Annotated in this window: 10 protein-coding genes; 6 read left to right on the top strand and 4 right to left on the bottom strand. The window is 53.3% G+C overall.

The window, feature by feature from the left end:
* Positions 1 to 57: 57 nt before the first annotated feature.
* From araC to A6301_RS01340, 4 genes are all read right to left on the bottom strand, one after another.
* Positions 58 to 990 carry an arabinose operon transcriptional regulator AraC gene (gene araC / locus A6301_RS01355; protein WP_107169488.1) on the bottom strand — a complete coding sequence of 311 codons (933 nt, stop codon included), beginning with the start codon at positions 988 to 990 and terminating at the stop codon, positions 58 to 60.
* A gap of 63 nt (positions 991 to 1053) precedes the next feature.
* Positions 1054 to 2040 carry an L-arabinose ABC transporter permease AraH gene (gene araH, locus A6301_RS01350; protein ID WP_107169487.1) on the bottom strand — a complete coding sequence of 329 codons (987 nt, stop codon included), beginning with the start codon at positions 2038 to 2040 and terminating at the stop codon, positions 1054 to 1056.
* Between the two features lie 18 nt (positions 2041 to 2058).
* A complete protein-coding gene (gene araG / locus A6301_RS01345) occupies positions 2059 to 3582 on the bottom strand; it encodes an L-arabinose ABC transporter ATP-binding protein AraG (protein ID WP_107169486.1) in 1524 nt (507 codons plus the stop codon).
* A 96-nt stretch (positions 3583 to 3678) separates the two neighbouring features.
* The gene (locus tag A6301_RS01340; protein ID WP_107169682.1) at positions 3679 to 4662 is read right to left on the bottom strand and encodes an arabinose ABC transporter substrate-binding protein; all 984 of its coding nucleotides are present in this window, start codon (positions 4660 to 4662) and stop codon (positions 3679 to 3681) included.
* A 374-nt stretch (positions 4663 to 5036) separates the two neighbouring features.
* On the opposite strand from A6301_RS01340, the gene A6301_RS01335 reads away from it, so the two are divergent.
* The 6 genes from A6301_RS01335 to rsxC all read left to right on the top strand — a co-directional run.
* The gene (locus A6301_RS01335; protein ID WP_234256907.1) at positions 5037 to 6722 is read left to right on the top strand and encodes a ribulokinase; all 1686 of its coding nucleotides are present in this window, start codon (positions 5037 to 5039) and stop codon (positions 6720 to 6722) included.
* A 37-nt stretch (positions 6723 to 6759) separates the two neighbouring features.
* Positions 6760 to 8265, top strand: coding sequence for an L-arabinose isomerase (araA, locus tag A6301_RS01330; RefSeq protein ID WP_107169484.1), 1506 nt, complete (start codon positions 6760 to 6762; stop codon positions 8263 to 8265).
* 239 nt (positions 8266 to 8504) lie between these two features.
* Positions 8505 to 8720 carry a transcription modulator YdgT gene (gene ydgT, locus A6301_RS01325; RefSeq protein ID WP_107169483.1) on the top strand — a complete coding sequence of 72 codons (216 nt, stop codon included), beginning with the start codon at positions 8505 to 8507 and terminating at the stop codon, positions 8718 to 8720.
* A gap of 225 nt (positions 8721 to 8945) precedes the next feature.
* A complete protein-coding gene (gene rsxA / locus A6301_RS01320; protein ID WP_010296121.1) occupies positions 8946 to 9527 on the top strand; it encodes an electron transport complex subunit RsxA in 582 nt (193 codons plus the stop codon).
* Entirely contained in the window at positions 9527 to 10105 is a 579-nt protein-coding gene (gene rsxB / locus A6301_RS01315; protein WP_107169481.1) for an electron transport complex subunit RsxB, read from the top strand. The genes rsxA and rsxB overlap by 1 nt, the downstream gene beginning before the upstream one ends.
* On the top strand, positions 10098 to 11927 hold a 1830-nt coding region (gene rsxC, locus A6301_RS01310), incomplete at its 3' end, for an electron transport complex subunit RsxC (RefSeq protein ID WP_234256906.1). The genes rsxB and rsxC, both read left to right, overlap by 8 nt.

The raw sequence follows: 11927 nt of genomic DNA, 5'->3' as shown, positions 1-11927 counted from the left end.
TCGCCAGATTGCAGATAGGGATCGCCGTCAGGGGAATCTAGCGCGTTTTAATACCCGTTAACCGCTCACGGCATGGGATATCTGCTCTCCCCATGCGACGGGCAACGTTTTGGCTGCGGGATAATTAATTTCGCTGCTGCGGCGGCGAAAATCGCTGGGGCTGACACCGACTCGCTTGCGGAACACACGTGAGAAATAGAGCTGATCGTCATACCCTACTACGCGGCCAATATTGGCGATGGATTCCTGTGTCGTCTGCAATAACAGCTTGGCGCGAATCACGCGCTGATCTTCACGCCAACGCAAAATATTAATACCGACCTGTTCGCGGAACAGATGTGCCAACCGCGACGGCGACAGACAAACGTGCCGCGCTACTTCGTCAATACGCAGTTCTCCGGCCAGATTACTGGTAATAAACTGGCAGGCTTCAATCACGCGCGGGTCCATAATCTTCTGTGGGCTCTGTGGATCTTCTTCCATCGCTCTGAGCAACAGTCGTTCCAGTAGATTCATACCCAGCTCTTCCGAGAAACGCCGCCCGGAACGCTGTGTCTGCTCGATATTGGCAAACAGCCTGTCGAACTCCAGTAACAGTTGGTTATTCGGTAAACTCATGCGACCAATCCCGCTACTTTTGGTGTGCCACTCCAGCCAGTCAGCCCAATAGGCACGAGGACGGAAATAGACCCAGCGGTGGTACCAGCAGTCGCTGCTCGGTGAGCGCCCATAAAAATGCGTCGATTTCGGCGGAAACAGCAGCAAATCGCCGGGATTACAGAAAAAGGTTTCATCGCCATCAAAAACCTGGCCCTGTCCTTTCATCGTGAGATTAATAATGTAGCCTTTCATGCCATCAGGACGATCGATAAAGAAGTCGAGCGGCCCTTCAGCCAGAATTGGCGTCAGACCTGCAACGAGATAAGCGTTGAACGAATATCCCGGCAACAGTGGATTAGGCTGAGATTCATGCGCCATACGGTGATACATCAGGCCTCCGGTATACGCTAGTAATGATAAGACGCGGCAGGCTCTTACCTGCCGCACGGGCATTTATACCGTTTTCTTCGCCAACTGTTTGTAGCGGTCGAAGATCACCGCCGCCAGCAGAATCAGGCCACGAACCACATACTGAGAGAACGGCGAGATATTTAGCAGGTTCATCGCGTTCTCGACCGTACCTAAAATCAGCACGCCAGCCACCACGAAGGAAATTTTACCGATCCCGCCTTTTAGCGATACGCCACCCAGCACACAGGCAGAAATAACAATCAGCTCATACCCGATGGACGTCATCGGCTGACCGCTGGTCATTCGCGAGGCCAGAATGATCCCCGCCGCCGCCGAGACCAGACCAGACAAGGCGAAAATGATGATCTTAGTGCGCACAACAGGTACCCCTGCCAAACGTGCCGCTTCTTCATTGCCGCCAATCGCCAGCGTATTGCGGCCAAATGTTGTCTTGTTCAGCAGCAGGCCAAACAGAATCATACAGCCGATGGTGATCCAAATTGGCGCAGGCAGGCCCAGCCAGTTGGCGTAGCCCAGTTCGAAGAAACGCTCATCTTCAATCCCTACCGCTTTACCATCGGAAATGATGTACGCCAGGCCGCGCGCAATCTGCATCGTCGCCAGCGTCGTGATCAGCGCGTTGATCTTCAAACGGGCAATCACGAAGCCGTTGAGCAAACCAAACGCCACGCCGAGCAGCAACCCGGCACCGACGCCGATCCACAGGCTTTCACTGATATTAATCACCACCGCCGTCGCGACCCCAGCGCAGGCGATAATTGAGGCTACCGACAGATCAAAATCACCCGAAGCCAGACAGAACAGCATCCCGCACGCCACCATACCGGACATGGAAATTGCCAGCCCCAGCCCTTTCATGTTGATAAACGAGGCGAAATTCGGCACGAAAATCACGCAGCCAAGAAACAGCACGGCAAACACCACCAGCATGCCGTAGTTATCCCAAATGCGGGACAGTCCCATACCGTTTTTCTTCTTTTCTGAGGTTGCAGACGTAACCGTTGACATTATTTTGCTCCTTCGCGGTCAGGCAACCGCAGATTCGATATCGGGGGTTCGTAACATGGCCAGACTGAGCACCTTCTGCTCCGTGGCATCGGCATGCCGCAGTTCGCCGGAGACGGCACCTTCGCGCATGACGATAATCCGGTCAGCCAGCCCAAGCACTTCGGGTAAATCGCTGGAGGCAAACAGTACCGCAATCCCCTGATTCGCCAACTCATAGATGACGTGATAAATTTCGTGCTTCGCGCCGACGTCGATGCCGCGCGTGGGCTCATCGAGCAAAATGACTTTCATCTCTTCGGACAACCAGCGGCCAAGAATGGCTTTCTGCTGGTTTCCACCGGAAAGATTCATAATCAGCTGTTCAGCGGACGGCGTTTTGATGTTCAACGCATCAATGCGCTGCGAGGCGTTATCCGCTTCCCACTGGTTATTAATAATAAAACCGGCTTTAAGGCTCTTACGTCTTGCGCTGATATTGATGTTATCGCGCACCGAGTGCACCGGAATGATACCGTCCGCTTTGCGATCCTCGGGACAAAGCATCACACCTTGGCGAATCGCATCGATGGGAGAATTCACCACCAGCGGTTTGCCATCCAACAACACCTGACCGCCGGTGATTTTGGTCGCGCCAAACAGCCCTTTCATCAGTTCGCTGCGGCCCGCGCCAACCAGACCAAATAACCCGACAATCTCCCCTTGCTTCACACTCAATGAAATCGTGGATTTCACGCCCGGCGCTTTCACGTCTTTCAACGTCAAACGTTCTTCGCCGTGCGGACGCGCCGCGTAGCCATAGATATCCCCCAGGTTACGCCCTACCATCGCCTGTACCAGCGACTCATGGTTCACCTGCTGCATATCGTCAAACGTGCGCACATAGCGACCATCTTTAAACACGGTAATGGCATCGCTCAGCGCAAAAATTTCTTCCATTCGGTGCGAAACGTACAAAATGATCCGGCCTTCACTGCGCAGTTCCGTAATCACCCGGAAGAGTTGCTCAATTTCGCGGGCAGACAGCGAGCTGGTCGGCTCATCAAAAGCGATAATCTTGGCATTACGAGCCAGCGCCTTGGCGATTTCCACCATTTGCCACTGCCCGATCGACAGGTACTTCAGCGGAGTATCAGGATCGATATCCAATCCCAGATGTTGTAACTGGAGCTTGGCTTCATAGCGCAGCAACGAATAGTTCACCATGCCGTATTTATGCGGCAGTTGCCCCAGATAGATGTTCTCGGCAACCGTCATTTCCGGCACTAAATGCAGTTCCTGATAAATGATAGCAACGCCCGCATTCAGGGCATCCATCGTATTACTGAACTGCACAGGCTTGCCCTGAATGCGGATTTCGCCCTCTGACGGTGCATAGTTGCCACTCAGGATTTTTAACAGCGTCGACTTGCCCGCCCCGTTTTCCCCCATCAATGCATGGATCTGGCCGGCATGGCAGGAAAAGCTGATATCCGAAAGCGCCTTAACACCGGGAAATTCTTTACCAATCCCATGAAACGACAAATAGGGTGACTGTGCTGTCATGTCTGTTTCCTCATAACGATGCAGGTAGAGCGCGGATAACCTCGACCCGCATCATGCCGATCGGTGTTATCCGCGTCTTTACGAAATCAGGCGTGATTACATCAGGCCTTTTTTCTCCAGTTCGACCTTAAAGTTGTCACGCGTGATCAGCACCACGTCTGTCACTTCGGTGAATTTCTCCGGTTCTACGCCTTTGGTTACCCAGTCATTCAGCATCTGGATACTCTTGTAGCCGTGAATATCCGGGCTTGGCAGCAGTGAACCAAAGAAGCCCGTTGCCTGACCTTTGGACAGTTCGCTCACCGCATCCACGCCGTTGATGCCGATACCAATGACGTTTTCCGCTTTAAAGCCCTGTCCTTCCGTTGCACGAACGCCACCCAACACGGTGTTGTCGTTCATACCGATAATCAGCCAGTTTTTCACGCCGGGATGCTGAACCAGCATAGAGTTGGCAGCGTCAAACGCGCCGGGGATATCGTTAGATTTGGTGGGGACCCGATAGATCTGTTTTTCTGGGAAGCCAGCGGCCTTCAGCGCATCCATAGAGCCAGAAGTACGACGGCGCGCGGTGTCCAACTCATCAGCGGTAATCGCCATCACCGCTGTTTCATCCACTTTCCAGCCACGCTTGTTCATCTCTTTATACAGTTCCTGACCCTGACGCTCACCAATTTTGGTCGCCGCCATCATCACCAACGGTACCGTATCCATCGGTTGACCTTTGGCATTCACGAACTGGTCATCAACCGCAATCACCTTAAGATTGTAGCTGCGCGCCTTGGCCATAATGGCAGGCCCTAATTTCGGATCGGGCGTACAGATAACAAATCCTTTCGCCCCGCTGGCCGCCAGGCTATCAATCGCATTCAGGGTTTTTTCCCCATCAGGCACCGCAATTTTTATCACATCAAAACCAAGATCTTTTCCTGCCTTATCAGCGAATTTCCATTCGGTCTGGAACCAGGGTTCTTCCGGCTGCTTAACCAGAAATCCCAGCTTTAAGTTCTCTGCCATAGCTGATTGTGACATAACAGCGGCTAACCCGATTGCTGCCAGCGCCTTAGTGAATTTATGCATGATGTTCTCCGGTGTCATTATCTTTTCATTCGCCAGCGACGCTGAAACGAATTCGAGTTCCTGGTAAGGGTATTTCCGGTCTGGATAAAGGAAAAACACAGACTTAGCGCGATTCCTTTACTCAGTAGCATTCAGACGCTTTATGTTTTAGTCGTTATTTTTAGTCCGAATATAGAGCTTTATCACATCCCGGAACAATGACAGGTTTGTGCATACATTTAGCAATTTTAACCAATCATTAACCTTTGACGGGCTTCACAAAATGGCTGCTGGCGACAGAAAAATACATACTTCCAGCTAACCGCTCCTAACCGCCCCTCCCTATCCCTGCCTATCGTAAACATCAACGATCTGGGATTAATGAGGAGCAAAGCATGAGCGCGGGCGCTATTACGATTGGTCTCGACTTCGGCAGTGATTCGGTACGCGCCTTAGCCGTTGACTGCCAAAGCGGGAAAGAATTGGAAACAGAAGTGGTCTACTACCCCCGCTGGCGTGAGGGTAAATATTGTCAGCCTGCCAACAACCAGTTCCGACACCATCCGCTGGACTATATCGAATCGCTGGAGCAGGCGATTAAAGTCGTGGTTTCCCGTCTGACGGATGAGCAGCGACAAAGCATCATCGGTATTGGCGTGGACTCAACGGGATCAACACCCGCACCGATTGACGAATACGGTCAGATTTTGGCGCTGCGACCCGAGTTTGCCAACAATCCCAATGCGATGTTCGTGCTGTGGAAAGACCATACTGCAATAGAAGAAGCGGATGCCATTAACGCGCTGTGTCGGAGCGGTCACTTCCCGGATTACACCCGCTATATCGGTGGCGTTTACTCGTCTGAATGGTTCTGGGCCAAAATTCTCCATGTTTCGCGTGAAGATGCGGCAGTACGTCAGGCGGCCGTTTCCTGGGTGGAACTGTGCGACTGGGTGCCCGCCCTACTTTCCGGTACGCAAGCGCCTGCCGATATGCGTCGCGGCCGTTGCAGCGCCGGACATAAATCACTCTGGCACCCGAGCTGGGGCGGACTACCACCGAAAGATTTCTTACACGCGCTCGATCCCTGCCTGACCGAGACATTGCAGTATCCGCTGTTTACCGATACCTGGACCGCCGAACAGCCAGTCGGCACCCTCACCGCAGAATGGGCACAGCGGCTTGGCCTCCCCGCGACGGTCACGCTTGCAGGTGGCGCGTTTGACTGTCATGTCGGCACGGTCGGCGCGGGCGCTCAGCCTTACTCGCTGGTCAAAGTGATTGGTACTTCTACCTGCGACATTCTGATCGCGGATGAAGAACGCATTGCCGATCGCACTATCGCTGGCATCTGTGGACAAGTCGATGGCAGCGTCGTCCCTCATTATATCGGCCTTGAAGCTGGACAATCCGCCTTCGGCGACATGTACGCCTGGTTTGGCAGACTGCTGGGCTGGTCGTTACAAGAAGCTGTAAAAGACCACCCGGAACTTAAATCATACCTACAGGCGGTGGAAGCCAAGCTGTTGGAGCGGCTCACCCGTAACTGGGCGGAAAATCCCACGTTGGATCACCTGCCTATCGTGCTGGATTGGTTTAACGGCCGCAGAACACCGTTCGCTAACCAGCGCTTAAAAGGCGTGATTACCGATCTCAATCTGGGCACCGATGCCCCGACACTATTCGGCGGTTTTATTGCTGCTACCGCTTTTGGCGCACGCGCGATTATGGAGTGTTTTGAAGATCAGGGCGTCCCTGTCGAAAACGTGCTGGCACTGGGCGGCATCGCGCGGAAATCGCCCGTCATCATGCAGGTCTGTACCGATGTAATGAATCGCCCCTTACAGATCGTTGCGTCCGATCAGTGTTGTGCACTCGGCGCGGCGATCTTTGCCGCCGTCGCCGCTGGCGTTCACGCCGATATTCCAACCGCACAACAGCATATGGCCAGCGGCATAGAACGCACCTTAATGCCTGATAGTGAGCGCGTCGCACGTTATCAGCAGCTTTATGAACGCTATCAGCAGTGGTGCCGCCTTGCGGAACCGGCTTATAGCCCCGCGTCTACGGCAAAAAACTAATTTTTATCCCTCTGGGGATCACGTTACAGGAGTCATCATGGATCATTTTAAGCAGCTTGAAGTCTGGTTCGTCATCGGTAGCCAGCATCTCTATGGGCCAGAAACGTTGCGTCAGGTAAAAGAGAATGCGGAAAAAGTCGTCGCGGGATTGAATCAGCAGGCCAACCTACCGGTTAAGCTGGTGCTGAAGCCACTGGTAAAAACGCCGGATGAAATTCTGGCACTGTGTCGCGATGCCAACTATCAGGATAACTGCATCGGCTTGCTCACCTGGCTGCACACCTTCTCTCCGGCAAAAATGTGGATTGGTGGCCTGAGCGTACTCAGTAAACCGCTGCTGCAATTCCATACCCAGTTCAATGCCGAAGTGCCATGGGACACCATGGACATGGATTTCATGAACCTAAACCAAACCGCACACGGCGGGCGCGAATTTGGCTTCATCGGCGCCCGGATGCGGCAGGCGCATCAGGTGGTGGTCGGCCACTGGCAGGATAAGAATGCGCATGCCCGTATTGGGAAATGGATGCGGGTTGCTGCCGCACTTCAGGAAAGCAAGCAGCTGAAAGTCGCGCGATTTGGTGACAACATGCGCGAAGTCGCCGTCACCGAAGGCGATAAAGTCGGCGCACAGATTCAGTTCGGCTACGCCGTCAGCGCCTGGGGACTCGGTGATTTAACTGCCGTGGTTGATGCCGTTTCCAAAGGCGATATTGATACGTTGGTCGAAGAATACGAAGCCAGCTATCAGTTGACGGACGCCGTGAAACTCAACGGGGCAAATCGTCAGAATCTGCTGGATGCCGCTCAGATCGAACTTGGGATGAAGCGCTTTCTGGAACAAGGCGGTTATCACGCGTTCACCACTGATTTTGAAAACCTGTACGGTCTGAAACAGCTACCGGGACTGGCGGTACAGCGTCTAATGCAGCAAGGCTATGGTTTCGGCGGTGAAGGTGACTGGAAAACCGCAGCGCTACTGCGCATCATGAAAGTGATGGCTGGCGGTTTGCCGGGCGGTACCTCCTTCATGGAGGACTACACCTATAACTTCCAGAACGGTAACGATCTGGTCGTCGGCTCCCACATGCTGGAAGTGTGCCCCTCCATTGCAAAAGAGCAGAAACCGATTTTGGATGCGCAGCACCTTGGAATTGGCGGAAAAGCCGATCCTGCCCGTCTGATATTCTCCACGCCAGCCGGCCCCTCTCTCAACGCCAGCGTGATCGATATGGGCGATCGTTTCAGGATGTTGGTTAATCTGGTCGACACCATCGAGCAGCCGCGTCCATTGCCAAAATTACCAGTTGCCCGTGCTATCTGGAAAGCACAACCGTCGCTGGAAGTGGCGGCAGAAGCCTGGATTCTGGCAGGTGGTGCGCACCATACGGTCTTTAGTCAGGCATTGGATCTCGACCACATGCGGCTCTACGCCGAGATGCAGAACATTGAACTGCTGGTGATCGACAACGAAACTCGACTCCACGAATTCAAAGATGCGCTGCGCTGGAACGAGGTGTACTACAAACTTTGTAGCCGCTAGTTTTACGCATTGAGACAGGTTGTCTATGGTTCTTTCATCCGTAGACAATCTGCTCCTTTATAGGCATTCATCGCTCCTACTCTCCAAAGTCGTCTTATTTTTCTCTCAATTCGTTATTTTTTATTTCTAGTCGTTTGTTATTGAAAAATAAGCGTACTTTTTACCTCGCCCTCTAGACAGACTTTCTCGCTTGAATATACTTAGTCATCTCAACCACATAACTATTAGACCAACTCACCATGACCGTTCATGATTACTTGCTCAAATTCAGGAAAGTCAGCTCAACAGAAAGTCTGGAAAAACTCTTTGATCACCTCAATTACTCTCTGACAGAGAGTCAGGAAATCATCAACATGTATCGTGCAGCCGATCATCGGCGGGCTGAATTAGCCTCCGGCGGGCGCTTATTCGATGTCGGCTGCGTGCCAAAATCCGTCTGGCGTTATGTTCTGTAGCGATAAATTGTTATCTGCGAAAAAAGAATAATTATGCAATAATTCCCTTCCGGGCTATGGCTCAGAACGCACTGCGTGTTGCGGTTTGATAGCCCGGCATTTCTCTTATTCAGAGAACCTGATCTTCCGCTTCTTGAAGAGGACAGCGATAACCCTACTTTGGGTATGTTGTCGAAAACCCAACAATACCTGATAATAGTCCGGTTTTGTTTTGTAGGCACCGTAATGACCGAATACGCATTGCTCTTTGTTAGCATCCTTCTGGTAAATAATTTCGTCTTAGTGAAGTTTCTTGGGCTATGCCCCTTTATGGGCGTGTCCAAAAAGCTGGAGACGGCGATTGGCATGGGTATGGCGACCACATTTGTGATGACTGTCGGCTCCATGTTTTCCTGGTTGGTTAACGAATTTATCCTCGTTCCGCTCGATATTCTCTATTTGCGCACCATGGCTTTTATTCTGGTACTCGCCGTTGTGGTGCAGTTTTCCGAGATGTTTGTGCGTAAAGTCAGCCCTGAGCTGTACCGCCTGCTCGGGATTTTCCTGCCGTTGATCACCACCAACTGTGCCGTGCTTGGCGTTGTCTTGCTCAATATCAACTTGTCGCACGGCTTCCTGCAATCGACGATTTATGGTTTCGGCGGTGCTGCGGGCTTCTCACTGGTGATGGTGCTCTTCGCCGCCATTCGCGAGCGCCTCGCCGTGTCGGACATTCCCGCACCGTTCCGAGGCTCTTCTATCGCGCTGATCACAGCAGGCCTCATGTCGCTGGCATTTATGGGCTTTACCGGATTGGTGAAATTCTGATGACCGCTATCTGGATCGCCATTGCGGCATTAAGCGCACTCGCGCTGGCATTCGGTTTGGTGCTTGGCTACGCCTCGCGTCGTTTTGAAGTCGAAAACGATCCGATCGTGGAAGAAGTGGAAGCGATGCTGCCACAAAGTCAGTGTGGTCAGTGCGGCTACCCCGGCTGCCGCCCTTACGCCGAAGCGGTCGCGCTGAATGGTGAAAGCATTAATAAATGTGGCCCCGGTGGCGAAGCGATGATGCTGAAGCTGGCTGAAAAACTCAACGTTGATCCGCAGCCGCTGGAAGGTGATGCGGATGTTCAATCCCCTGCACGCCATGTTGCCTGGATCGATGAAAGCAACTGCATCGGCTGTACCAAGTGTATTCAGGCGTGTCCGGTTGATGCCATCATCGGCAGCACTAAAGCGGTACACACCGTCGTCAGCGATTTATGCACCGGTTGTGATCTCTGCGTCTCCCCTTGCCCAACGGACTGTATCGAATTACGGCCCATCGCTCCGACTCCCGCTAACTGGAAATGGGATCTCGACACGATTCCAGTACGCGTTATTCAAGTAGAACGACATGCTTAAGCTGTTTTCCGCCTTTAGAAAAGACAGGATCTGGGATTTCGACGGAGGCATTCATCCGCCAGAAATGAAGACGCAGTCCAGCCAGACGCCGTTACGCCAGATCTCGCTGCCAGAACAGTTCATTATTCCGCTCAAGCAACATCTTGGACCGGAAGGCGAAATCTGCGTCAGCGTCGGCGATAAGGTGCTGCGCGGCCAGCCGCTGACGCGGGGAAAAGGCAGAACACTGCCCGTTCACGCACCCACATCAGGAACGGTGAACGCGATCCGCCAACACACTACGGCGCACCCTTCTGGCCTGTCAGAACTCAGTATCATTATCATACCGGACGGTGAAGATCGCTGGTGTGAGCGTCAGACCTATGCGGATTACCGTGCGCAAAGCATCGATACCCTACTTGCCCATCTCCATCAGGCGGGTATTGCGGGTTTGGGCGGTGCAGGCTTCCCTACCGCAGCTAAATTACAGGGCGGGATGCGCGGGATTAAAACCCTGATTATTAACGGCGCAGAATGCGAACCCTATATTACCGCCGACGATCGGCTCATGCAGGAGTGTGCCGATGAGATTATTCAGGGCGTCGAGATTCTGTCGTTCCTGTTGCAGCCAACGCGTATTTTGATTGGCGTTGAAGACAACAAGCCAGAAGCCATCAGCGCTCTGCGGCAAGCTTTGGGTAAACGCAGCGACATGCAGTTGCGCGTCATCCCCACCAAGTATCCGTCAGGTGGTGCCAAGCAGCTCACCAAGATTTTGACCGGCAAAGAAGTCCCGTTCGGTAAACACTCCGCCGCAATTGGCGTACTCATGCAAAACGTCGGCACGGCGTTCGCCATCAAACGCGCCGTGATTGACGGCGAACCGCTCACAGAGCGCGTGGTGACGCTGACTGGCGAAGCCTTGCGTCAGCCTGGGAACGTGTGGGCGCGATTGGGGACACCCGTGCGCCATCTGCTCAAACAGGGTGGCTTCCATGTTAATAAGCAGCCGATGGTGGTGATGGGCGGCCCGTTGATGGGCTTTACACTGCCGTCGCTGGACGTACCCATCGTCAAAATCAGCAACTGCCTGCTCGCGCCGTCACATTCGGAAATGGAGCCCGTTGCCGAAGAACAATCCTGTATTCGCTGTAGCAAATGTGCCGATGCCTGTCCGGCAGGGCTTTTACCGCAGCAGTTGTACTGGTTCAGTCGCGGACAGGAGCACGAAAAAGCCCGCAACCATCATCTATTCGATTGTATCGAATGTGGTGCTTGCGCTTACGTCTGCCCCAGCAATATCCCGCTGGTACAGTACTATCGTCAGGAAAAGGCCGAAATTCGGGCCATCGACGAAGACGCACAGCGTGCCGCACAGGCCAAAGTACGTTTTGATGCCAAACAGGCTCGTCTGGAGCGGGAAAAAGCCGCGCGCGAACTGCGCCACAAACAGGCTACTGCTGGCGTCTCCACCAGTGACAAAGATGCCGTTCAGGCCGCGCTGGAACGAGTACGCCGTAAACAAACCGCAGAAACCGAAATCGGTGCTCCTATCGCGGTAATCCCCGATACACAACCGGATAACAGTGCAGCCATCGCCGCACGTGCCGCACGCAAAGCATTAGTGCGTGAAGAACGGGCGCGCGAGACACAAGCGCAACAGGACACATCAACAGCAGACGTGACACCTGATGAGCGTGATCCACGTAAAGCCGCCGTAGCCGCTGCCCTTACGCGAGTTAAAGCCCGTAAAGCCGCGCAGCAGTCCGAGTTAAATACGGCAGAGTCGGCATCATCAGTCGTTCCCGAATCAACAACAGAGCCGATTACGGTCGTCGAAGTA

Source organism: Pectobacterium sp. IFB5596, assembly GCF_021432585.1.
Classification (GTDB): domain Bacteria; phylum Pseudomonadota; class Gammaproteobacteria; order Enterobacterales; family Enterobacteriaceae; genus Pectobacterium; species Pectobacterium punjabense.
The sequence above is the reverse complement of the archived record's forward strand: the minus strand, read 5'-3'. Positions and strand labels throughout refer to the sequence as shown.

Coding starts and splice junctions, on each gene's coding strand:
- araC (WP_107169488.1), bottom strand. CDS start 990: ATGTATCACCGTATGGCGCATGAATCTCAGCCTAATCCACTGTTGCCG.
- araH (WP_107169487.1), bottom strand. CDS start 2,040: ATGTCAACGGTTACGTCTGCAACCTCAGAAAAGAAGAAAAACGGTATG.
- araG (WP_107169486.1), bottom strand. CDS start 3,582: ATGACAGCACAGTCACCCTATTTGTCGTTTCATGGGATTGGTAAAGAA.
- A6301_RS01340 (WP_107169682.1), bottom strand. CDS start 4,662: ATGCATAAATTCACTAAGGCGCTGGCAGCAATCGGGTTAGCCGCTGTT.
- A6301_RS01335 (WP_234256907.1), top strand. CDS start 5,037: ATGAGCGCGGGCGCTATTACGATTGGTCTCGACTTCGGCAGTGATTCG.
- araA (WP_107169484.1), top strand. CDS start 6,760: ATGGATCATTTTAAGCAGCTTGAAGTCTGGTTCGTCATCGGTAGCCAG.
- ydgT (WP_107169483.1), top strand. CDS start 8,505: ATGACCGTTCATGATTACTTGCTCAAATTCAGGAAAGTCAGCTCAACA.
- rsxA (WP_010296121.1), top strand. CDS start 8,946: ATGACCGAATACGCATTGCTCTTTGTTAGCATCCTTCTGGTAAATAAT.
- rsxB (WP_107169481.1), top strand. CDS start 9,527: ATGACCGCTATCTGGATCGCCATTGCGGCATTAAGCGCACTCGCGCTG.